The sequence below is a fragment of the Bacillus sp. L381 genome (genome assembly GCF_030284525.1).
Classification (GTDB): domain Bacteria; phylum Bacillota; class Bacilli; order Bacillales; family Bacillaceae; genus Bacillus; species Bacillus amyloliquefaciens.
Genome location: NZ_CP127224.1, coordinates 1,850,894 through 1,872,479 on the forward strand (window position 1 = coordinate 1,850,894; position 21,586 = coordinate 1,872,479).

The 21,586-nt window shown below is 48.5% G+C and carries 19 protein-coding genes and 4 pseudogenes; 4 read left to right on the top strand and 19 right to left on the bottom strand.

Annotated features, from left to right (window positions below; genetic code table 11):
- Window positions 1-3 precede the first annotated feature (3 nt).
- The 7 genes from QRX25_RS08995 to QRX25_RS09025 all read right to left on the bottom strand — a co-directional run bounded on the left by QRX25_RS08995 (window position 4) and on the right by QRX25_RS09025 (window position 7,067).
- Window positions 4-705: a CoA transferase subunit A gene (locus QRX25_RS08995; RefSeq protein WP_013352455.1), complete on the bottom strand. Its 702-nt coding sequence runs from the start codon at window positions 703-705 to the stop codon at window positions 4-6.
- Window positions 706-885: 180 nt separating this feature from the next.
- Window positions 886-2,082: a cytochrome P450 gene (locus QRX25_RS09000; RefSeq protein WP_212101501.1), complete on the bottom strand. Its 1,197-nt coding sequence runs from the start codon at window positions 2,080-2,082 to the stop codon at window positions 886-888.
- A 1-nt stretch (window position 2,083) separates the two neighbouring features.
- Complete coding sequence (gene bioB / locus QRX25_RS09005) at window positions 2,084-3,103, bottom strand: biotin synthase BioB (protein WP_115997479.1); 1,020 nt, start codon at window positions 3,101-3,103, stop codon at window positions 2,084-2,086.
- A 2-nt stretch (window positions 3,104-3,105) separates the two neighbouring features.
- A complete protein-coding gene (bioD, locus tag QRX25_RS09010; RefSeq protein WP_115997480.1) occupies window positions 3,106-3,807 on the bottom strand; it encodes a dethiobiotin synthase in 702 nt (233 codons plus the stop codon).
- Entirely contained in the window at window positions 3,804-4,964 is a 1,161-nt protein-coding gene (bioF, locus tag QRX25_RS09015; protein WP_115997481.1) for an 8-amino-7-oxononanoate synthase, read from the bottom strand. The genes bioD and bioF overlap by 4 nt, the downstream gene beginning before the upstream one ends.
- The gene (gene bioA / locus QRX25_RS09020; RefSeq protein WP_212101502.1) at window positions 4,954-6,300 is read right to left on the bottom strand and encodes an adenosylmethionine--8-amino-7-oxononanoate transaminase; all 1,347 of its coding nucleotides are present in this window, start codon (window positions 6,298-6,300) and stop codon (window positions 4,954-4,956) included. The genes bioF and bioA overlap by 11 nt, the downstream gene beginning before the upstream one ends.
- Window positions 6,297-7,067 carry a 6-carboxyhexanoate--CoA ligase gene (locus tag QRX25_RS09025; RefSeq protein ID WP_115997483.1) on the bottom strand — a complete coding sequence of 257 codons (771 nt, stop codon included), beginning with the start codon at window positions 7,065-7,067 and terminating at the stop codon, window positions 6,297-6,299. The genes bioA and QRX25_RS09025 overlap by 4 nt, the downstream gene beginning before the upstream one ends.
- A gap of 223 nt (window positions 7,068-7,290) precedes the next feature.
- Between QRX25_RS09025 and QRX25_RS09030 the strand changes: the two are divergent.
- The 3 genes and pseudogenes from QRX25_RS09030 (at window position 7,291) to uptA (ending at window position 9,268) form a co-directional block, all read left to right on the top strand.
- A pseudogene (locus tag QRX25_RS09030) lies at window positions 7,291-7,750 on the top strand (GtrA family protein).
- Between the two features lie 6 nt (window positions 7,751-7,756).
- Window positions 7,757-8,603 (top strand): annotated as a pseudogene (gene galU, locus QRX25_RS09035) (UTP--glucose-1-phosphate uridylyltransferase GalU).
- A 74-nt stretch (window positions 8,604-8,677) separates the two neighbouring features.
- Entirely contained in the window at window positions 8,678-9,268 is a 591-nt protein-coding gene (gene uptA, locus QRX25_RS09040) for an undecaprenyl phosphate transporter UptA (RefSeq protein WP_065981606.1), read from the top strand.
- 58 nt (window positions 9,269-9,326) lie between these two features.
- Here the strand turns inward: uptA and QRX25_RS09045 are convergent, their stop codons facing one another.
- The 11 genes and pseudogenes from QRX25_RS09045 to QRX25_RS19770 all read right to left on the bottom strand — a co-directional run bounded on the left by QRX25_RS09045 (window position 9,327) and on the right by QRX25_RS19770 (window position 19,674).
- Entirely contained in the window at window positions 9,327-10,856 is a 1,530-nt protein-coding gene (locus tag QRX25_RS09045; protein WP_013352465.1) for an acyl-CoA carboxylase subunit beta, read from the bottom strand.
- Between the two features lie 17 nt (window positions 10,857-10,873).
- Complete coding sequence (locus QRX25_RS09050; protein ID WP_212101506.1) at window positions 10,874-11,653, bottom strand: enoyl-CoA hydratase; 780 nt, start codon at window positions 11,651-11,653, stop codon at window positions 10,874-10,876.
- Window positions 11,654-11,666: 13 nt separating this feature from the next.
- Window positions 11,667-12,566 carry a hydroxymethylglutaryl-CoA lyase gene (locus QRX25_RS09055; RefSeq protein WP_065981608.1) on the bottom strand — a complete coding sequence of 300 codons (900 nt, stop codon included), beginning with the start codon at window positions 12,564-12,566 and terminating at the stop codon, window positions 11,667-11,669.
- A gap of 15 nt (window positions 12,567-12,581) precedes the next feature.
- Window positions 12,582-12,794: an acetyl-CoA carboxylase biotin carboxyl carrier protein subunit gene (locus QRX25_RS09060; RefSeq protein WP_065981609.1), complete on the bottom strand. Its 213-nt coding sequence runs from the start codon at window positions 12,792-12,794 to the stop codon at window positions 12,582-12,584.
- A complete protein-coding gene (locus tag QRX25_RS09065; protein ID WP_065981610.1) occupies window positions 12,791-14,140 on the bottom strand; it encodes an acetyl-CoA carboxylase biotin carboxylase subunit in 1,350 nt (449 codons plus the stop codon). The genes QRX25_RS09060 and QRX25_RS09065 overlap by 4 nt, the downstream gene beginning before the upstream one ends.
- 21 nt (window positions 14,141-14,161) lie before the next feature.
- A pseudogene (locus tag QRX25_RS09070) lies at window positions 14,162-15,805 on the bottom strand (AMP-binding protein); the annotation flags it as partial.
- 41 nt (window positions 15,806-15,846) lie between these two features.
- Window positions 15,847-16,989 (bottom strand): acyl-CoA dehydrogenase family protein, encoded by a 1,143-nt coding sequence (locus QRX25_RS09075; protein ID WP_212101508.1) that lies wholly within the window; start codon window positions 16,987-16,989, stop codon window positions 15,847-15,849.
- 134 nt (window positions 16,990-17,123) lie between these two features.
- Window positions 17,124-18,662, bottom strand: a complete 1,539-nt coding sequence (locus QRX25_RS09080; RefSeq protein WP_212101510.1) for a glycoside hydrolase family 10-like protein — start codon at window positions 18,660-18,662, stop codon at window positions 17,124-17,126.
- A gap of 121 nt (window positions 18,663-18,783) precedes the next feature.
- Window positions 18,784-19,164 carry a DUF1360 domain-containing protein gene (locus QRX25_RS09085; protein ID WP_065981614.1) on the bottom strand — a complete coding sequence of 127 codons (381 nt, stop codon included), beginning with the start codon at window positions 19,162-19,164 and terminating at the stop codon, window positions 18,784-18,786.
- Between the two features lie 73 nt (window positions 19,165-19,237).
- Window positions 19,238-19,558: pseudogene (locus QRX25_RS09090) on the bottom strand (hypothetical protein); the annotation flags it as partial.
- Window positions 19,549-19,674, bottom strand: coding sequence for an AMP-binding protein (locus tag QRX25_RS19770; protein ID WP_212101513.1), 126 nt, complete (start codon window positions 19,672-19,674; stop codon window positions 19,549-19,551). The pseudogene QRX25_RS09090 and the gene QRX25_RS19770, both read right to left, overlap by 10 nt.
- A gap of 152 nt (window positions 19,675-19,826) precedes the next feature.
- Here QRX25_RS19770 and QRX25_RS09095 point away from each other — a divergent pair, with 152 nt between their 5' ends.
- Window positions 19,827-20,195 (top strand): hypothetical protein, encoded by a 369-nt coding sequence (locus tag QRX25_RS09095; protein WP_249199328.1) that lies wholly within the window; start codon window positions 19,827-19,829, stop codon window positions 20,193-20,195.
- Here the strand turns inward: QRX25_RS09095 and dacB are convergent.
- Window positions 20,104-21,579, bottom strand: coding sequence for a D-alanyl-D-alanine carboxypeptidase/D-alanyl-D-alanine endopeptidase (gene dacB, locus QRX25_RS09100; RefSeq protein ID WP_212101516.1), 1,476 nt, complete (start codon window positions 21,577-21,579; stop codon window positions 20,104-20,106). The two genes, QRX25_RS09095 and dacB, sit on opposite strands and share 92 nt — an antisense overlap.
- Between the last annotated feature and the right edge of the window lie 7 nt (window positions 21,580-21,586).

The following is a 21,586-nucleotide window of genomic DNA, read 5'->3' on the forward strand; positions in this document are numbered from 1 at the left end:
TCTTCATGCTTCCCGGACGGTGCGGCGTTCGATCCTTTTTTCGAGATTCGTGCTTTTGAGCACATGCTGGACAAAAATACCCGGCGTATGAATGTGATCCGGGTCAAGCTCACCTGCCTCGACAATTTCCTCTGCCTCGGCAATGGTTACCCTGCCTGCCATGGCGGCGAGCGGATTAAAATTTCTTGCCGTTTTTCTGAAAATCAAATTGCCGAGCGGATCAGCTTTCCACGCTTTTACAATGCTGGCGTGTCCTTTAATGCCTCTTTCCAAAAGGCAGGTCCGTCCGTCAAATGTTTTTTGCTCTTTTCCTTCAGCGACTGAAGTCCCCGCACCGGCCGGGGTATAAAATGCCGGGATACCCGCTCCTCCCGCGCGAATCCGTTCGGCGAGCGTACCTTGGGGAACCAGCTCAACTTCCAGATCTCCGTTTAAAAATTGCCGTTCAAAAGTTTTGTTTTCTCCGACATAGGAAGCGATCATCTTTTTAATCTGACGGTTCGCAAGCAAGAGGCCCAGCCCCCAGTCGTCAACGCCGCAGTTATTGCTGACGACAGTCAGGTTTTTTGTCCCCCGGTCTCTGATGGCGAGAATTAACTGCTCGGGGATGCCGCAAAGACCGAATCCTCCTGCAATAAGAGTGTCACCGTCATTGATCAGCTCCGCGGCTTCTTTAAATGAATCCATGATTTTCCCTTTTCCCATAATCACTTCTCCTTTCAGTTATATCTCATAGGGACTGTCAGGCGGCAGATCTGTAAGCGATTGCAGTTATATTGAAGGGTTTGAGTGCGGGTGTATTGTGACATGTTTCCGGTACATGATAAGAGGAACTGTTTCATCTTAGAGAAGGGGCTTGATAAACCTGCCCCTTCTGCAATGTCATCAGCTGAGAATAACCGGAAGCGCTGAAAGCGACCTGAAACCGAAGAGTTTGCGGTATGTAATATCTGTTTTTACAAGGCGAATATCAGGGGCCCGCTCCAGCAGTGTGAGGATGGCCGTTTGGGCCTCAATCCGCGCTAATGAGGAGCCGATACAGACGTGGGCGCCTTTTCCAAATGCCAGATGCGGATTGGGATTTCTCGTAATATCCAGCTGATGGGGACGATGAAATATCTCCGGGTCGCGGTTGGCTGCGCCTAACAGAATATATACCTGCTCTCCTTTTTTTATGAGGTGCTGATTGATGACACAGTCTTCTGAAGCTGTACGAGCCGTCAGCTGCGCCGGGCTTTCAAAGCGAAGAAATTCCTCCGTTGCAGATGCAATCAGCTGCGGGTTTTCCCGCAATTTACTGAGCTCGGCCGGATGTTTCAATAATGAAAACACGCCATTGCAGATCAGATTTACCGTCGTTTCGTGTCCGGCGATAATGAGCAGGATGCAGGATGCGAGCACTTCATCTTCGGAAAGCTGTTCTTCGCTGATAAGTGTGCTGATGACGTCTTTTTGAGGCTCTGTTTTCCGTTTGTGAATCAAATCTTTAAAATACGCCGTCAGCTTTCCGGCCGTACCGCCGGCTTTAAGCAGCGCCTTTTTAGAACGGGTCAGGTCAATGGCCTGAATGACGTCCGCGGTCCATTCCCTGAAGCTTGCTCTGTCTTCTTTCGGCACCCCGAGTATCTCCGCAATGACGAGACTCGCCACTGGGAAGGCGAAGTCTGATACAAGGTCTGCGGTTTTTCTGTGATCTATTTGGTCTAACACATCATGAACCGTTGCAGTTATAAAGGGTTTCAGCAGCTCCGCTTTTTTCAGAGTGAATGCTTTGCCGATCAGCATGCGAAGCCGCTTATGGTCTGAGTGATTTGTAAACAGCAGCATATCCTTCTGCAAGTTTTTCAGGTGTTTATATTTAGCTGACGCTTCAGGCATCGGAATGCGGTTTTTAAATCTGGTGTCTTTCAGGACGGCTTCCGCTTCTTGATATCCGGTGATGTAGCGCCCCGGGTATTTTAAAACGGTTCCTTGATACACAGGATCGGCGGCCCGCAGTTTGTCATAAAACGGATAAGGGTTATTCCAAAAATCTGAATCCGCATGGAGGGACGGATGTGCAATCGATAGGCCCGCCGTCATCTTATACCTCCGTATTGCAGGCGGATTGTAAGCCGGCTTTCATTTCTTCAACGGATTCGACTTCAAAACCTAAATCATGGAGCATTTTATGATCCTCTGTTTCATGCTGTCCTGAGGTTGTTAAGTAATCGCCGACGAATATGGAATTTGCTGCGTACAAACCGAGCGGCTGCAGTGAACGAAGGTTGACTTCACGGCCTCCTGAGATGCGGATTTCTTTTGCCGGATTGATAAAACGGAACAAAGCGAGCACTTTCAGGCAATATACCGGATTTAATTCGCTTACCCCCTCTAACGGGGTTCCGTCAATCGCATGCAGAAAATTAACCGGGATGCTGTCGGCGTCAAGCACTTTTAAGCTGTTCGCCATATCAACGACATCCTGTTTCGTCTCTTTCATGCCGACGATGACACCCGAACAAGGCGACATCCCCGATTGTTTGGCCGTTTCCACTGTATTAACCCTGTCGTCATACGTGTGAGATGTGGTAATGTTTGAGTGATTCCTTTGTGATGTATTGATGTTATGATTGTACCGGTCTACTCCTGCCTGTTTCAGCCGCTCTGCCTGTTCCGGCTTCAGCAGACCGAGGCATGCGCAAATTTTTAAACCGTACGTTTCTTTAATTTCTTTGACGGCATCAACCACTTGGTCTACTTCTCTGTTTGACGGGCCCCGTCCGCTGGCGACGATACAGTATGTCCCTATATTCAGGTCATGGGCGCGTTTTGCCCCCTTAAGCAATATATGCTTATCCACCATCCGATAAGACTCAATCGGCGCTTTTGATATTGAAGATTGTGAACAGTACCCGCAATTTTCCGGACACAGCCCTGATTTTGCATTCATAATCATGTTCAGCTTTACTTTTTTTCCGTAAAATCGTTTTCTGATATGGAAAGCGGCATGCATCAGCAATAAAAGATCCTCATCAGGACAATTTAAAATAGCAAGCGCTTCCTGATTCGTTACTTCCGCCCCGTCCAGCACTCTCTCTGCAAGATCCATCCATTGATTCATGTTTATCTCCCCATTTGTGTCAGATTCATGAAAGAGGAAACATCTACATGTTTCTCAATCATGTGTTGAATATTTTCCGCTGAAACGTGTTCCAGCTTCGGTGTGATTCCTAAAATCGGAACTCCGCACAGCGCTTCAATTATGTTCGGGTTTGTCTTTTCATCCAGCCCCGGCCGGCTGTTTACGCCGTTGATGATGATGCCGATAACGTCTATCCCCATGTTTTTCGCGTATTCAACGGTTAAATATGTGTGGTTGATGGTTCCAAGATCAGGCCTGGCCACAATCACTGCCGGCAATTCCAGGGCTTTTATCAAATCACTGACTAAGTATTTTTCACCGAGCGGTACGGAAATGCCGCCTGCTCCTTCGACGATGAAACACTCATGATGATTTTTAATTTTTTTCCAGTGAACCATGACCTCCTCCATACTTACGGATTTTCCCTCAAGCATGGCGGCCGTGTACGGAGCAAGCGGCTCTTTCCATTCAAATGGCGTAATTTCTTCATGAGACAGTACGGTTTGTGACATATCTTTCAACAGCGAAGTGTCACTTTCCGGATGAGTCCGCGGCACTCCGCTTAAAAACGGCTTAAATACTCCGACATCCGCCTGTCTCTGCCTGAATGCCGCGGCAAGTCCGCAAGAAACGATGGTTTTTCCGACGCCGGTATCTGTTCCTGTGACAAAAAAACTTCTCATTGGTTGATATTCAGCTCTTTTCTAATGGAATCAAATGCTTCTGTCAGCTCATCTATGTCCTGTAAGCTGCGGTCCGCCGTGACGGTCAGCCTGATTCTGCTTTCACCGCCCGGAACGGCTGGCGGGCGGATGGCAGGGGCGCAGATTCCCTTTTTCTCCAGTAACGCAGCAGCTGAAACCGCTGTTTTTGCATCACCGATGATGACTGGGAGAATCGGTGTATCTCCGCCTCTTACGGTAAATCCCATATCGGCGAGACGGGTTTTTATCGTTTTGACAGATGACAACAATACACGGCGTGTATCGTGCATGCCCTTTATGATGTCAAATGCCGTATGCGAAGCCGCACAAATCGCCGGCGCGACGGCCGTCTGAAAAATAAACGTCCGCGCATGATTCAGCAAAAAATCAATGAAAATGTTTGATCCTGCGGCAAAACCGCCTTCCGTTCCGACGGCTTTACTTAATGTGCCGATGACAACATCAGGCCTAACACCAAAATATTCACTGGTTCCTCCGCCGTTTTCCCCGAGTACCCCGGTTGCATGCGCGTCATCTACTATTACAAATGCCTGATACTGCTTTGCAAGCGCCATTATGCTGTCAAGCGGGGCAATGGTGCCGTCCATGCTGAATACGCCGTCCGTAACGATAAAGCGGCGGTTCCGAGACCGGACGGAGGCAAGTTTGTCCTCGAGATCTGCCATATCAATATGTCGGTACACAATGGTTTCCGCTTTTGATAAACGGCAGCCGTCCACAATGCTCGCATGGTTCAACTGATCGCTTAAAATGACATCGCCTTTTTGCGGCAGTGAAGCAAGCACGCCGATATTTGCCAAGTAACCGCTTGAAAACAATAAAGCAGCTTCCGTCTGTTTAAAGTCCGCGATTGTTTTTTCAAGTTTTTCGTGCCATAGCGTATTTCCCGTGGTTAACCGTGAGCCGCTGCTTCCTGCCCCGAATCGGCTCAGCGCCGTTTGCGCGGCTGTGATCAGCCGTTCGTCTTTTGACAGGCCCAAATAGTCATTGGACGCCCAGATCTGCCTTTTTTGCCCCTTGGTTTTGAGAGCGGTTTCCTGTGTTCGCAGCGTCCGATACAGCCCGTCTGTTTTCACCGCATCGAGCCTTCCGAGAAGCCATCCGTCAAAATCCACGGCCGGTCACCTCGGCTATCGCTTCTTTCATAATGGAGATCATGGCTTTTAACTGATCAGCTGTGCTGGCAAGCGGCGGCAGAAAGGCGATTACGTCTCCGAGCGGTCTCGTCAGCATACCAAGCTCTCTCATTTTTAAAGATACCTCGTACCCTATCCTCTTTTCTGACGGATATGGCTGTTTCGTCTCCTTATCCTGCACAAGCTCTATGCCGCACATCAAACCGAGCTGGCGGATATCGCCGACATGAGGAAGCTGCTTCAGATCATGAAGAAACATCGCTGCCGTTTTTGATTTTTCGGCGACTTGTTCAACGATGCGCTCTGATTCAAATAAACGCAGATTTTCAATTGCCGCGGCACAGCCAAGCTGATTTCCTGTATAGGAGTGACCGTGGAAAAATGTTTTCATTTTTTCATAGTCATCGTAGAAGGCTTCATAAATCGCTTCTGTGGCAAACGTCACGGCAATCGGCAAATAGCCTCCCGTAATTCCTTTCCCTGCCGCCATCAAATCAGGCTGAACATTTTCATGCTCACAGGCAAACATTTTTCCGGTACGGCCGAAACCCGTCGCCACTTCGTCAACGATCATTAACACATCATATGCCGTACACAGCTTTCGTACGCCTGCCAGAAAGCCTTCAGGCATGACGATCATTCCGGATGCTCCCTGCACCATCGATTCAATCGTAAGTGCCGCAATCTCTTCGTGATGCTCCGCAAGCAGCTGTTCGAGCGCACTAAGACATTCATCCCGGCACTGGACGGGGTCGCCGCTTTCAGATCTGTATACATAAGGAATCGGGGCTTTGTAGCTTTCAAACATCAGCGGGCCGTACACATGATGGAAAAGTTCAATAGAACCGACGCTGACGGCTCCAATCGTGTCGCCGTGATAGCCGTTCTGCATAGAAATGAATGTCTGCTTCTCAGGCCGCCCTATGTTTTTCCAGTATTGAAAGGCCATTTTCAGAGCGATTTCCATCGCTTCCGCTCCGCTATCAGAGTAAAAAACGCGTGTCAGCTTTTCCGGTGTGATGCTCGTCAGCATCTCGGCAAGTTCTGTTGCGGGAACGTTCGTCATGCCCAGCAAAGTAGAATGAGCGATTTTTTCAAGCTGTTTTTGAATCGCCTCATCCATTTCCTTTTTGCGGTGGCCGTGTACATTGAGCCATACTGAAGAAAAGCCGTCATAATATTCTTTGCCGCTTGTGTCTTTCAGCATAATTCCGTTTCCGCTTTCAATGATTAACGGATCCTCATCGTAATCTTTCATTTGTGTGAAGGGCAGCCAAAGATGCTTTTTGCTTTTTTCAATCATTGATTGTTTCATATTTTCCCCTCCCTCTGAATGAATACAGGCTGCTTCTCTAAAAAATGTATACAGCTCTCCGTATCTATGGATCCATCTGTAAAGAAAATCCGGCAGCCGCTTTCATCTCCGGCATTCTTCATCTTGGTAATCCGCTGATAGCCCAGCTTCTTTGCGGCAACGTAGCCTGTTATGTAATCAGGGTCATCCGACCAGCACAGTTCAGCAATGATGCCCGGATGTGCACAAACCTTTGCCGCGATGGCATGCGCTTCTTTTATTCTTGGATTTTCCGGCATTTTGTGCTCGAAAGCCCATTTTTGAAAATCGTGTGCAGGCCAATCCATGCGGGATACCCGTACACCTCTTTCCTTTCTGCCGTCAATGCGTTTTCCTGTCCGAATGTCGAACAGGACCGCTCCTCTTGCTTCTGCATATTCCGCGATATTTTGATAGGCTTTCTCTATCAGATGCGGAGGAATCCCGGCTTTTTGCAGAAGCTTCCGGGCGACTGCTTGTCCTTTCTCTGCCGTATCTGTTTGATGTACGGCAACAGGCAAAGGGCGGATCGTTTTGATCGGTTGATTGACGCTTTCAAGCTGTATCTGCATAAAATCAGGTGTCCCTCTTGAATGCGAGAAGCCTTTGTGTAATAAGCCATTCACCGCTTCTTGTAATCCGCTGTAAGTGATGAGCCGTTCTCCGCCGGAAATGTGTTTTCCTCCCTGCTCATGTGGCGCGTCCCGGGAAGCTCTCATTCTGACGCTGTAATATGTCTCTTCCTCCATTCTCTCCCCTGCTTTCTCTCACCTTGAAAATTAATGTAAACCAAAATAAATACAGGTTAACACTTATACAGAATATTAGTGTTCCTTACGAAATATGTCAACCAAAACTATTAAATTGTTAACATAATAGGGCAACAAGGCCTCATTACGTTTTCATGTTTTGTTCATATTTTAGTAATTGTTTATTCAACACTGTCCGCTAAAGTAATCCCTATCAACAACTATGACAGCCATCCGCATTTTATTATGAAGGGAGGTCAACACCGGGTGCCGTTATGCTGAAAGAAAAAATAAAGACATTAGGCCGTTTTTGCATCGTGGGCTTCGGCAATACGCTGATAGATTTTGGTGTCTTCTTCCTTCTCACCGCTTGCCATGTCCCTTATCTGCCGGCTCAGATCTGTTCCTATTCGGCGGGGATCATCAACAGCTATGTGTGGAACCGAAATTGGACGTTTCGTGTAAAACGCAAGGCCGGCGTGAAAGAGATCGTGCGCTTTCTCATGATTAATGCCGCCGCGTCGGCGATCACCTTTTTATTGCTTTACGCGTTTCAAAAAGGCGGCTGTACGCTTTTGGTGAGTAAGCTCGCCGCCACTATCGGCGGAATGATGATGAATTTTATCGGAAACCGAATCTGGGTATTTGGAGATTCGCTGAAAAACATACAGGATCAGGAGTGAAGATGAATGAGAAAAAAAGTGAGAAAAGCGGTCATTCCCGCAGCAGGTTTAGGAACGAGATTTCTGCCGGCGACAAAGGCACAGCCGAAAGAAATGCTGCCGATTGTCGACAAACCGGCAATCCAATATATTGTAGAAGAGGCCGCAGAGTCAGGAATTGAAGATATACTGATTATTACGGGGAGAAACAAACGCTCGATTGAAGATCATTTTGACCGGTCGGCGGAATTGGAATTCAATCTGCAGGAAAAAGGCAAGACGGAGATGCTTAAGGAAATGCAGCAAATTGCCGATTTGGCCAATATTCATTACATCCGCCAGAAAGAGCCGCTCGGCTTAGGACATGCGGTATTGTGTGCGGAGCATTTTATCGGAGATGAGCCTTTTGCCGTTCTCTTAGGAGACGATATTATGGTATCTGACACCCCTGCGCTTTCGCAACTCATAGACGTCTATAACCAGCACGGCACAGAAGCAATCGGCGTACAGCCCGTCGAGCCTGCTGATGTCAGCAAATATGGTATTATACAGACGGGGCGGCAGAGCGGTCATGTGTATCAGGTTGAGGACCTGATTGAGAAGCCGGCTGCTGATAAGGCGCCCTCACGTATTGCCGTGATGGGCCGTTACATATTAACCCCTGCCATCCAATTAACTGATGCGCTGCGCAAAGTGTGCCGCACCCGGAACATTTACGCGCGGGAGCTTGAAGGAAGCCGGTTTGATATAGGCGATAAGATCGGGTGTTTTAAAGCCGGGACGGAGATCGGGCTTGCGGAAAGAAATGAGACCGAAACTTTTAGCTTATTTAGAAGAGGTGTTAAAAAGAGAATCTGAAGATAGGACGCATTAAAAAATAATTTGTAACCATTTTGCTTGTCAATCAGTCATATAATTGGGTAAAAAGATAAAGAGGTTGTGAACAGTGTGGGCAATTTTATTAGTGAAATATTATCCTGGCTGACAAGTATGGGCTATTTAGGGATTGCGCTCGGGTTAATGATCGAAATCATTCCGAGTGAAATCGTTCTGGCTTATGGAGGCTATATGGTGTCAGAAGGCACGATCAGTTTTATCGGCGCCATTATCGCCGGTGTCATCGGGGGAACGATCGCGCAATGCTTTATTTACTGGATCGCCCGTTATGGAGGACGTCCGTTTTTGGACAAGTACGGCAAGTACTTACTGCTGAAAAAGCATCATATTGATGTTGCGGAAAACTGGTTTCGCCGTTACGGCGCGGGCGTGGTATTCTCGGCACGGTTTATCCCGGTCGTCAGACACGCGATTTCCATCCCGGCCGGACTCGCGAAAATGCCGCTTTCCAAGTTTGTCACTTTGACGACGCTTGCGATTATTCCGTGGTCCGTCATTTTTGTTTATCTCGGGTATCAGCTCGGCGGACAGTGGAAAGATGTAGACAGCTATGCCGGAATGTATACAACTCCGATTATTATATTGGCTCTTGTATTTATTGTAGTATATTTTGTCATAAAGAAAATGAGATCAAGATTATAAAAAAAGAGACTGCATAGATCCGGCTGACAGCCGTTCTTCTATGCAGTCTTTTTCATGTTTATACCGGGTATACGGGGTGTTTCCGGTGTGTGAATGTCAGTTGTTTGGACATGTAAGCAGTGAGGCGTTTATTAAGTTCTTCCCGCAAGGAATCAGCGGGAACGATGCCGTCAATCACCATTTCAGAGGCGAGGCGGTAAAGGTTGATGTCTTCCTTATATTCATCACGCTTTTCTTGAATAAAAGCCGATCTTTCTTCAGGAGCGAGTTCGCTGATTTTGTTTGCATATACCGCATTCACCGCTGCCTCAGGCCCCATGACGGCAATTTGCGCAGTCGGCAGCGCTAAGCAGCAATCCGGTTCAAAAGCCGGCCCCGCCATCGCATATAATCCGGCACCGTAGGCTTTTCTGACAATAACGGAAAGCTTCGGAACAGTCGCTTCCGCCATTGCGGAGATCATTTTTGCGCCATGTCTGATGATGCCCGCCTGCTCAACCTTCGTTCCGATCATAAATCCGGGGATGTCTGCCAAAAACAGAAGCGGAATATGAAATGCGTCGCACAAAGCGATGAATTTTGCGGCTTTGTCCGCCGAATCGAGAAATAAAACCCCGCCTTTGACACGCGGCTGATTGGCGATAATACCGACCGGCTGTCCGTGAATCCGCGCAAGCCCCGTTATTAATTCCTGCGCAAATAATGGTTTGATCTCAAAAAAGGAGTCTTCATCGATGACACGTTCAATTAAATCCATCATGTTGAACGGTGCATTTTGATGTGCCGGGATGACATCTGAGAGCGGTTTTTCAAAAGCTTTCGGGTTCTTGGATGTGTTGACGGGCGCTTTTTCAGTATAATTTGCAGGAAAATAGCTGAGATATGTCTGCGCCATCGTAATTGCTTCCTGTTCCGTCCGGGCGAGAAGATCACCGCAGCCTGATACGGAACAATGCATACGGGCGCCGCCCATTTCTTCAAGCGATACCTTTTCGCCGATTACCATTTCCGCCATGCGCGGAGAGCCTAAGTACATGGATGCATTGCCTTCAACCATAATGACGATGTCGCAAAATGCCGGAATGTAAGCGCCGCCCGCAGCGGAAGGACCGAACAATAAGCAGATTTGCGGAATGCGTCCCGACAGCTTTACTTGATTATAAAAAATGCGTCCGGCTCCCCTCCTGCCCGGGAACATGTCGACCTGATCCGTAATTCTCGCACCTGCTGAATCGACTAAGTACAGAAGCGGACACTGCAGCTTTTCCGCCGTTTCCTGAATGCGGATGATTTTTTCCACCGTTTTTGCGCCCCACGAGCCCGCCTTTACGGTTGAGTCGTTTGCCATCACACAAACGGTTCTGCCGCCGATAGTTCCGATTCCGGTGACGACCCCGTCAGCCGGCAGTCCGTCTGACATACATTCGGCGAAAAAAGCGTCTTCTACGGATATGCCGTCATCGAATAGGAGCTTCAGCCTGTCTCTTACAAAAAGTTTTCCCTTTTTTTCGTTGCTTGCGTGATATTTCTCCGCTCCTCCTTTTTCAATCGTTTTGCTGCGTGTCTGCCGTTCTTTTTCGTAATCCATCCGAGTCCCTCCAGGTTTTATTTTCCTTTGTATTCAGGGGGTCTTTTTTCTTTAAAGGCGCGCAGGCCCTCTTCTCTGTCAAGTGTCGGGATGACTTGTTCATATGCTTTTCGTTCGATGGTGAGCCCTGTATTGAGATCTGTCTCCAGACCCTTGTTTATCGCGAATTTTGCTTGTCTGACGGCGATCGGTCCATTGGCGGCGATGCGTCCGGCCAGTGCTTTTACTTTTTCCATAAGCTCCCCGGCTTCACATACATGCTCGATCAGCTTCATGTCTTTTGCCTCTTGAGCCGTGAGCTTTCGGCCGGTGTAAATCAATTCTTTTGCCGCGCCGGGACCGATAAGCCGCGGCAGTCTCTGTGTTCCCCCCGCCCCGGGAATGATCGCAAGGCCTGTTTCAGGAAGGCCGAGGCCCGCCCGGCTGACGGCTGTTCTGATATCGCAGGCGAGAGCAAGTTCAAGTCCTCCTCCAACAGCAGTTCCGTTCAGCGCTGCAATGACCGGCTGCGGGAGAGCTTCAATTGAGGCGGCTGTTTCGCCGATACGCCTGACGCTTTGCTTGACTTGTTCATGATTCATTCCTGCTCTTTCTTTTAAATCAGCACCGGCGCAAAATGTGTTTCCAGAGCCGGTGAGAATGACGCAGCGAATAGACGGCGAGTTTCTGATGTCTGTAATTACACGCTGTAAATCATCAATCATTTCAGAAGACAGCGAGTTGGCCGCATGCGGGCGGTTCAGTGTGATCAGTCCGATCGTTTCTTGACAGACGGAATACAAGACACAATCTCCCATGGGTTCTCCTTTCTCATTTCGTTCTGAATACCTGCAGGTTTCTGCTTGGCAGGTCTTTGCCGATTTTGTCCCCGATCCAGCCGGCGGCCTCAAGAAGTTTATTCATGTCCGTCCCGGTATCAATTCCCATTTGTTCAAGCATATAAATGACATCTTCTGTGGCGGCGTTGCCTGCTGATCCCGGGGCATACGGGCAGCCGCCAAGCCCGCCTGAGGAGGTATCAAAGGATGTGATGCCCATATCAAGGGCGGGAATGATATTCGCAAGAGCCGTGCCTCTTGTATCATGGAAATGGAGTGCGATGTTTGAGGCCGGAATTCTCGGCAAAAGGGCTTCAAGCACGGCGATGACCTGCAAGGGATTTGCCGCGCCGATTGTGTCGCCGAGCGATAATTCATCAACACCCATTTCGATCAGAGTGTCTGCCAGGCGGACGACTTGTTCGACCGGCACGTTCTGTTCGTACGGGCAGCCAAATACAGTGGACAGATACGCTCTCGTCGCCATTTTTTCGGCTTTTGCTTCAGTAATGACCCGCCTGAGTTCTTGAACAGTCCGGTCAATGGGTTTGTTTACGTTTTTTTGGTTATGGGTTTCGCTTGCTGATAAAAACACACAGGCTTGATCAATTCTTCCTTCTGCTGCATGTTCCAGTCCGATGAGGTTTGGAACGAGAGCCGCGTAGACCGTATGTTCTGATCTGGCAATACCCTTTGCGACTTCCAGGCTGTCACGAAGAGCCGGAATCCATCTCGGATGCACGAAGGATGTCACTTCGATATAGGGAAGTCCTGTTTTTGACAGCATGTTGATCCACTCAATCTTATCTTCTGTATCCACCCACGCCGATTCATTCTGCAGGCCGTCACGAGGCCCTACTTCGTTGATGCGGACATGCTTCGGACAGTTCATGCTGCACCTCCCGTTTTATTGAAGCTCAATCAGGACCTCTCCTTCATCAGTGAAATCGCCTTCCGTTTTTTTCACTTCTTTCACGGTTCCGGATGCATCAGCGATGATCGGAATTTCCATTTTCATAGATTCCAAGACAGCCACTTCCTGTCCTTCCTCAATGACATCGCCCGGTTTCACATGAATTTTCCACAGGTTACCCGCCATCTGAATTTTTATGACGCTCATTTTGACGCCTCCCCGTTTATTGTTTGTAAAAATCCGGTTGTCGCTTCACCCTTTTCAAACGCTTCTGAACAGGCGATTTTTGTAAGAAGCGGAATATTGGTTTTAATTCCTTCTACATGATATTCGCCAAGAGCGGTTTTCAGTTGTTCAATGGCTTGTTTTCTCGTTTTTGCCGTGACGATCATCTTGGCAATCATCGGATCGTAAAAAGGAGAAACGGTGCTGCCCTTTTCAACGGCGCATTCGTGTCTCACTGACGGATGCCGTAAAACGGAGAAAGAGGAGATAGTGCCGGGTGACGGATAAAAGGTGACCGGATCTTCCGCATAAATCCGCACTTCTATCGCATGCCCGTGATGGGTGATGTCTTTCTGCGAGAAAGTCAGCGGCTGTCCCGCGGCAATTTTCAGCTGTTCTTCCACAAGATCCAGCCCCGTAATTTCTTCTGTCACCGGATGCTCTACCTGCAGTCTTGTATTCATCTCTAAGAAATAGATTTGTTTCTTTTGGTCGACGAGAAACTCTATTGTGCCCGCATTTTGGTAGCCGATAGATTTAGCGGCTTTAACGGCGGTTTCACCGAGTCTTTGTCTTAATTCCTCATCAACAAACGGCGATGGCGCTTCTTCTACCACTTTTTGATGGCGCCTTTGCACTGAACAGTCACGTTCAAACAGATGAATGGTATTGCCGAAAGAATCTGCGAGAATCTGAATTTCAATATGACGGGCGTTTTCAATGACTTTTTCCATATACATTGCGCTGTCTCCGAAAAAGGATGCGGCCCGCTTTTGATTGCCTTCAAACGCTTTTGCCAGCTCTTCTTCCGAATGTACGATCTGCATGCCGATTCCGCCTCCTCCTGCGGACGCTTTCAGCATGACCGGAAAGCCGATGGCGCGGGCTTCGGCTAAGGCCGAGTGAACATCGGGCAATGGCTCTGAAACACCGGGAACGATCGGAACTTTTGCTTGCTGCATCGTTTTTCGCGCTTCTATCTTGCTTCCCATCTTAGCGATGATGTCACCTGGCGGGCCGATAAATGTGATGTGTTCCTTTCGGCAGCGTTCGGCGAACCGGCTGTTTTCTGACAGCAGCCCGTAGCCGGGATGGATGGCGTCCGCTCCGGCGGCTTTAGCGGCTTCTATGATTCTGTCGATATGTAAATAGCTTTCATTTACTCTCGATTGACCGATCAGGCAGGCCTCATCTGCCGCTTTTACATGGAGCGCATCCCGGTCGGCTTCTGAATAGACAGATACCGAGGGGATGCCGAGACGTTTGCAGGTGCGGATTATTCTTAAGGCAATTTCTCCTCTATTGGCAATCAGAACTTTTTTAAACAAATGTGAAGCACTCCTTTTTCATTAAATTAACTTGAGCTCTTCAATCGTTTTTTCCCGCAGTTTGAATTTCTGGATTTTTCCTGAGGCTGTCATGGGATATTCATCTGTGAACAAAACATACCGGGGGACTTTATAGCGGGCTATATTTTCTTTACAAAAGGTTCTGATGTCTTCTGCAGAAGCGGTTTGTCCGTCTTTGAGCCTGATCCACGCCGCGGCCTCTTCTCCGTATTTCGGATCAGGCACGCCGACGACCTGAACGTCTGCTACTGCGGGATGCCGATATAACATTTCTTCAATCTCCCGGGGATAAATATTTTCGCCGCCCCTGATCAGCATGTCTTTCAGACGGCCTGTGATTTTGCAGTACCCGTCCTCGTCCATGACCGCCAAATCACCGGTATGCAGCCAGCCGTCTTTATCTATCGCTTCTTCGGTTGCTTCTTGATTTTTATAATAGCCTTTCATGACATGGTATCCGCGGGTGCAGAGCTCTCCCTGTTCGCCCCGTGCAGCCTCCTCGGATGTTCCGGGCCGAACGATTCTGACTTCGATATGGGGAAGTGCGCGCCCCGCTGTTTCCACTCTTCTTTCAAACGGATCATCCGTTCTAGTCTGCGTAATGACAGGTGATGCTTCAGTCTGTCCGTAGGCAATGGTAATGTCGGTCATCCCCATTTTGCCGATTACTTCTCTCATGACTTCCGCCGGGCATGGCGAGCCTGCCATAATTCCGGTTCGGACGTGAGAAAGGTCATAATCAGAAAAACGGCTTTCATGAAGCAGAGCGATAAACATCGTCGGCACACCGTGCAGAGCCGTGCAGGCTTCTTGTTCCACCGTTTTCAGAACGGATGGCGGAGAAAACTGCTCGATCGGAATCATCGCCGCCCCCGCGGATACACATGCCAGCACGCCGAGCACACACCCGAAGCAGTGGAAAAACGGCACGGGGATGCATAAACGGTCACTTGAGGTAAGCTTCATACATTCTGCGATATTGGCCGCGTTATTTACGATATTAAAATGTGAGAGCATGACGCCTTTCGGAAATCCGGTCGTACCTGACGTATATTGCATATGAATGCAATCATCCTTTTTCAGGCTGTCCATCCTTCCGTCAAGCTCTGCATCCGTTACGGTTTCGGCATCCTTCAGCAGAGCATCCCAATGATGCATTCCGGGCGGGCTTTGATCACCGATATATAACACCGTCTGTAAAAAAGGATAACGTTTCGAACGCAGTCTGCCGCGCTCACAAGTTTTCAGCTCCGGAATCAGTTTATTCACCAACTCAACATAAGATGTCTGCCGGTAGGAATCCATGATTATCAGGGCCGAGACGTCTGAATGGGTCAGCAGGTAATCCAGCTCTGCGATTTGAAAATTCGTATTGATGGTGATCAGAACGGCGCCGATTTTCGCCGTTGCAAATTGCGCCGCGAGCCATTCCGGTATGTTGGATGCCCATATGGCCACATGATCTCCTTTTTTAATTCCCAGCTTCATCAGCCCTTTTGCGGTCTGCCGGCATAACCCGTCAAACTCGGCATACGTATAACGGAGGCCGCGCTCAGGGTAAACAACCGCTTCGTGGTCCGGGAAAAGTTCCGCAGTCCGCTCAAGCAGCTTTCCCGCTGTTAAATGGATAAGTTCAGCCATATGACCTGCCTCCTTCCATTCTCGCTTTAGTAAACGTTTTCATTTCACTTCAACAGCTGTCTTGCGATGACCATTCTTTGAATTTCTGACGTTCCCTCGCCAATCTCCATCAGCTTGGCGTCACGAAGCATGCGTTCGACCCCGCATTCCTTCATGTATCCGGAACCGCCGTGAATTTGAATGGCCTGAAGGCACGTTCTGACGGCCATTTCTGACGCATAGAGCTTGGCGAATGCAGCTTCTTTCGTAAATGGCAGGTTTTGATCCTTCAGCCATGCCGCTTTAAGCACCATCTGTCTGGCAAGGTCAATTTCCATCGCCATGTCAGCGAGTTTAAATTGAATGGCTTGAAATGATGAGATCGGGCTGCCGAACTGCTTGCGTTCCTTCGCATATGACAGAGATGCCTCCAATGCCCCTTGAGCGATACCGACAGCAAGCGCCGCAATTGAAATCCGTCCGCCGTCTAACGTATATAAAAATTGTTTAAAACCCTTCTCAGGATCACCGAGCAGGTTGTCGGCAGGCACCCTGACATCTTCCAGCACAAGTTCAGCCGTATCCGATCCTCTCACACCCATCTTGTCGTACGGATTTGTAATCGTAAATCCCGGTGTGTCTGTCGGAACAATGAGGGCTGAGATGATCGGTTTTCCGGCGGAGTTCTTTCCCGTCACGGCGGTGACAATGACCGTGCGGGCGTAATTGGCGTTTGTGATCCAGCATTTCTCACCGTTTATCACATAGTCATCGCCCTTTTTCTCGGCTTTTGTCTGTGTTCCGCCAGCGTCTGAACCGGCATTTGGCTCTGTCAGCCCGAATGATCCGAGCGCTTTTCCGGAAGCAAGCGGAGTAAGGTGTTCTTGTTTTTGCTGTTCAGTACCGAAATAGTATAATGGGCTTGCGCCGAGTGACACGGCCGCCGCATAGCTTAGCCCCGTGCTTCCGCAGGCTTTTCCGATTTCTTCAACCGCTATCGCATATGAAATGGTGTCACCGCCCGCCCCGCCGTATTCTTCCGGAAACGGAATTCCGAGCAGACCGAGTTCACCTATTTTTTTAAATGTGTCTACCGGGAAGACGGCTGATTGATCCACCTCATGGGCTTTCGGGGCAATTTCATTTTTGGCAAAATCTCTGACCATTTCGCGCACCAGCTGCTGTTCTTTTGTCAGTTGAAAATTCATTAACCTTCCTCCTTCTGCTGCTTTCTACATTTTATTAATGGGGGTCTTTATTCATTCCATCCAAATGAAGTCTGAACATTCCGACTCATCCGCAAAAAACTGACAGCTCCTGCGCTGTCAGTTTTGTAAAAATGTTATTTAACCGTCCGTTTTGCGGAGGGACGGCTCTCATGGTGAAGCCTGTCAACGGAAGTAACGATATAGGTGCAGGCCCCTTTCGCCCGGATATCAGCATCTGAAAATGTCTGCGTCCGTGACGCTGTTTTTCTGACTGTATCCACTAAATAAGGCTGCTTTCCCTTTTCTGCGCGGTAAATGGCGTAATAAGCCGTTTTCTTACCGTTGGATTTCGCATCTTCGATATAGAGTGTATTGCCTGAAGCATTTTTTTCCGCTCGCTTGACAGCCGGCTTTTTTAAAACGGAATGTCCAAGCCATGGCATCTCGGGAATTAATGCTGGACGGCTGTACATGTCTTTGAGCAAACGGCTTTTCACATTGAGCGGATTACGGTTCAGATCCTTTAAACTGAAATGCATGCTGCCTTTAACCCATGCCGATCCCCTGTTAAGAGCAATCTGTCTTCCGTATTCCTCCGGGTCGGCCCAGGCCGGATCAGCGTTGTTATTGATTTTATAAGCCGCCTGCCCGATATATAAATGCACCGGGCGATTGTTCACTTCTTTCCCCCACCAATCAGTTAAGACGTCATATGCTGCTGCTTTAAATCCGATGCTCCAGTAAATCTGCGGCGCGATGTAATCAATATATCCTTTTTGGATCCATTCTCTTGTGTCAGCGTATAAGTCATCGTAGTTCCGCACCCCGGCGGCCGTTTTGGAGCCTGTCGGGTCATCTGCGGCGTTTCTCCATACGCCGAACGGGCTGATTCCGAATTTGACATAAGGTTTTTCTCGTTTAATGGTCTGATTGATCTCTTTTACAAGACGGTTGACGTTATCCCTGCGCCAGTCATCAATTGATGCAAAGTGAGCTTTTCCGTACCGTTCGTATTCCGCCTGGTCGGGGAATTCCTGTCCGGCAATTTTATAAGGATAAAAATAATCATCCATATGAACCGCATCAATGTCATAACGGCTGACCACCTCTTTGATTCCATCCGTTATAAATTGCCTTACTTCCGGAATGCCCGGATTATAATACAGCTGGTTTCCATATGCAGCGACCCAGTCCGGATGGGAACGGGCGGGATGATCTTTTGAGAGCGCATTCAAATTTGTGTGATTCATCGTGATCCGGTAAGGGTTGAACCAAGCATGGAATTCAAGATTCCGTTTGTGTGTCTCTTCCACTAAAAAAGCAAGCGGATCGTACCCCGGATTTTTACCTTGAGTTCCTGTTAAATACTCTGACCAAGGTCCGTAATCTGATGGATAAAAAGCATCAGCCGTCGGCTTAATTTGGACGATAACGGCGTTCATCCCCATTGCCTGAACGGCATCCAGCAGTTTGCTGTATTCTTTTTTTTGCTCATCGGGTGACAGCCCTTTTTTAGAGGGCCAGTCGATATTGGTGACAGACGCGATCCATACGGCTCTCATTTCTCTCTCCGGCTGAGTGCCGCTTGCTTTTGCTGATGCAGACATTGTAAAGATACCGGCTGTCAGTAAAACGGCCAAAAACCATATCATGCTGGAACGGCAGCCTTTCATGTTTTTCCCCCTCTCTGCTTTACGGTATTCCGAAGCATTCCGGGCGGTGAATCAGAAAGTCTGCTTTGCTCCTCTAAGACTAATAGAGAAAGAAAAAAGTCCTAAAGCGAAACAAATCGCCTCAGGACTTTTTATGTTTTATGGCGGCCAGCACGTCAATGACCTTCGTTCCGACGCCGACGCACGTCTCAAGAATGGCCTGCGCTCCGGCAATGGACAAAATGAAAATAACCGGATGAGCAAAACGGGGCCAGACCAAATAGCAGATACCGATTAATATGGCGCACCAGACACCTGCACACCAATAACATTGCAGCATATAACCGAATGCGGAGGAAGGGACTTTTTTTTGCACGGTGCGCCCGTTTTGATCGACGGTTTTTTCTTGCTTTAAAAAGGGTTTTCTTATGAATTCCGTAATCTTATCAAATACAATTAAATGGGTCAGCCGGTAGCTGGCAAGGATGATCATTACATACGTAAGCCAAGATAGGTTCGTCATGACAAGCCTCCAAAAAAACTGGGTTTGATTCCCCTATCTTGCCCTCTGTCTTCTTGAACCATTCTTCCGGATGTTACAGATTCCGTTCCAAACGCCTGCCGCTGTTTGCAACGATCTCCAGTATGACCTCAGCATTTTGGTGTGCAAAGGCTGGTTCAAACATATCTTTATGGGCGCCTTCGCCTTGATATTCCTGATAGAGACCCGTTGTGGCGCCTTCCCATTTCTTCGGCTCGGTCTTATCGCTGTGCTCTTCCTTTATGCCGGCCTCAATAAAGTGGAGGTTTGCCGCGATTTGGCCGTCATTTATCAGGTCCGCCCAGTACGTTTGATAGCGCTCTGTCTTTTTGATGACCGCTTCCGGGACATTTTCGGCTGTTGCGTTCATTTTCTGACTTCGACTCCTTTCGACGTTCCCGTTGTTCCAGAGGTATATATGATATATGCAGTATCATCCAAGACGCTGCCGGATGAATATTCTCCGCACAAATATCGTATAACCCGTTTCAAACGGGAGAAACGCTGTACAGAACCGGAGATCAGGCCTGCCGTTAAGGGCGGATTGATAAGCAGGTGAAAATCAGAGGATACAGAATTGAGACGGGAGAAATTGAAAGGTGCTTTTGAATCACGATCACGTTAAAGAAGCGGCTGTTACCGTGATGAAGGATGCCGAAGGACAAGGACGATTAGCGGCATACATCGTTCCTAAAGTGACCGATATCTCATTACTTTGCCAGTCTATCATGCAGGAGCTCCCGGCTTATATGATGCCGTCTCATATTATCGGTTTAGACAGCATGCCCTTGGCCCTGAACGGCAAGCTTGATAAATCGGCACTGTCGGCAGGAGAAATACATTCTGCACAGACAAGCAATATAATGTTTCACAGATTTCGTTCTCCATTAAAAAAGCCGGATCCTGTAAGGATCGGCTTTCTTATTGATTTGCCAGCACGACTGCGATTTTGTCTTCAATGTCTTTTCCGTCATCTTCGTCTAGCAGCCCATTTTGAAGCACGGAAAAAATAAGAGTATCTCCTGTTTTTGTATCTGCATAGCCGGCTATCGAACTGACTGATGTTAATGAACCGGTTTTCGCTTTAATTTTGCCTTCTGCCGGAGTATCCTTCAGCCGATTCCGAAGGGTGCCTCCCGTCATTCTGTCACTCGCCCCGGCGACAGGGAGTGAACGAAGGAAAGCCGGGTACCACTTTTCTTTTTGAACCGCATACAAAAGCTCTCCGATTTGGCCGGCGGATACACCGTCAACATGAGAAACGCCGGATCCGTCTCTTGCAATCAATTCATCCGGATTAAGCCCGAACGATTTCAGCTCTGATTTCATCACATCTAAGCCCTTTTCCCAGCTGCCCTCGCCTTTTTTTACTTTTCCCATTTCCTTGATCAGAATTTCGGCGTGGCCGTTGTTGCTCAGTTTCATAAACGGAATCAATAATTCTGAAAGAGGCATGGATGTCCGTGATGTGACTAGCTTGGTGTGCTGCGGCATGCGTCCGGTTTTGACCTTCCCTTTTACTGTGATCCCCTGTTTTTTAAGCGCTTGTTTCCATAAGTCTAAAGCATAGGACGACGGATCCCACACTGCAGTCCATTCTTTTGCCTTTGCCGCGCCCGCCGGTATGGTTCCCTTTACTGTAATCACATTGCCTCCATGCTCCCGTTCAATCGTCAAATCTTTCTTTTCATCAGAAGCGACGGTTTCCACTTCATTTTTCACGCGAACGACGTCCGTATTGGGGGAGATCGAAATACGCGGTTTTTTACCGGGCTGTTTTGCCGGGCTGATTTCCGCCATCACCGTTCCGGTATCATAATCCTCGTTTGGGGAAGCGGTAAGAGCTGATACTTGCGCGCCATAGTATTGGCCTTCATCGCTCCACGGAAGATCAACTGAATACCTGGTATCGTCATACCACGAATCATCCCCGATCAGTTCTCCTTTAATGACACGGATGCCCCTTTCTCTGACCTGTTTTGCCATCTTCTCAAAATCAGAAGCCAATAGAGTCGGATCGCCTTTTCCTCTCAGATAAAGGTTTCCGTGCAGCTGTTTTCCTTTCACGGCGCCGTCTGCCCGTACTTCTGTCTTAAACCTGTAATCTTCTCCGAGCACAGAAAGCGCCGCAGATGCCGTCAGCAGCTTCATCAGTGATGCGGGCCTCAGCCGCATATCTTCCCCGCTTGCGAACAGCACCTCTCCCGTTTTTGCTGAGCGTATACTGACACCCGCTGCAGCGCCTTTTAAAGCAGGCTCTTCATTCAGAATTTGTTGCAGCTCTTTTTGCAAAGCATTTTTTTGTTCGGCCGCTTTGGCGGAATCATCAATATAAGGAACTGCGGCTATGATCAAAAGCAGAATCACCGCGCTCAAGCGTTTGACATATGTTTTCAATATTATC

What these genes read in the sequence shown, in the direction of transcription:
- QRX25_RS08995 (WP_013352455.1), bottom strand. Translation starts at nt 705, where the DNA reads ATGGGAAAAGGGAAAATCATGGATTCATTTAAAGAAGCCGCGGAGCTG.
- QRX25_RS09000 (WP_212101501.1), bottom strand. Translation starts at nt 2,082, where the DNA reads ATGACGGCGGGCCTATCGATTGCACATCCGTCCCTCCATGCGGATTCA.
- bioB (WP_115997479.1), bottom strand. Translation starts at nt 3,103, where the DNA reads ATGAATCAATGGATGGATCTTGCAGAGAGAGTGCTGGACGGGGCGGAA.
- bioD (WP_115997480.1), bottom strand. Translation starts at nt 3,807, where the DNA reads ATGAGAAGTTTTTTTGTCACAGGAACAGATACCGGCGTCGGAAAAACC.
- bioA (WP_212101502.1), bottom strand. Translation starts at nt 6,300, where the DNA reads ATGAAACAATCAATGATTGAAAAAAGCAAAAAGCATCTTTGGCTGCCC.
- QRX25_RS09025 (WP_115997483.1), bottom strand. Translation starts at nt 7,067, where the DNA reads ATGGAGGAAGAGACATATTACAGCGTCAGAATGAGAGCTTCCCGGGAC.
- QRX25_RS09045 (WP_013352465.1), bottom strand. Translation starts at nt 10,856, where the DNA reads ATGGATTACGAAAAAGAACGGCAGACACGCAGCAAAACGATTGAAAAA.
- QRX25_RS09050 (WP_212101506.1), bottom strand. Translation starts at nt 11,653, where the DNA reads ATGGGAGATTGTGTCTTGTATTCCGTCTGTCAAGAAACGATCGGACTG.
- QRX25_RS09055 (WP_065981608.1), bottom strand. Translation starts at nt 12,566, where the DNA reads ATGAACTGTCCGAAGCATGTCCGCATCAACGAAGTAGGGCCTCGTGAC.
- QRX25_RS09060 (WP_065981609.1), bottom strand. Translation starts at nt 12,794, where the DNA reads ATGAGCGTCATAAAAATTCAGATGGCGGGTAACCTGTGGAAAATTCAT.
- QRX25_RS09075 (WP_212101508.1), bottom strand. Translation starts at nt 16,989, where the DNA reads ATGAATTTTCAACTGACAAAAGAACAGCAGCTGGTGCGCGAAATGGTC.
- QRX25_RS09080 (WP_212101510.1), bottom strand. Translation starts at nt 18,662, where the DNA reads ATGAAAGGCTGCCGTTCCAGCATGATATGGTTTTTGGCCGTTTTACTG.
- QRX25_RS09085 (WP_065981614.1), bottom strand. Translation starts at nt 19,164, where the DNA reads ATGACGAACCTATCTTGGCTTACGTATGTAATGATCATCCTTGCCAGC.
- QRX25_RS09095 (WP_249199328.1), top strand. Translation starts at nt 19,827, where the DNA reads ATGAAGGATGCCGAAGGACAAGGACGATTAGCGGCATACATCGTTCCT.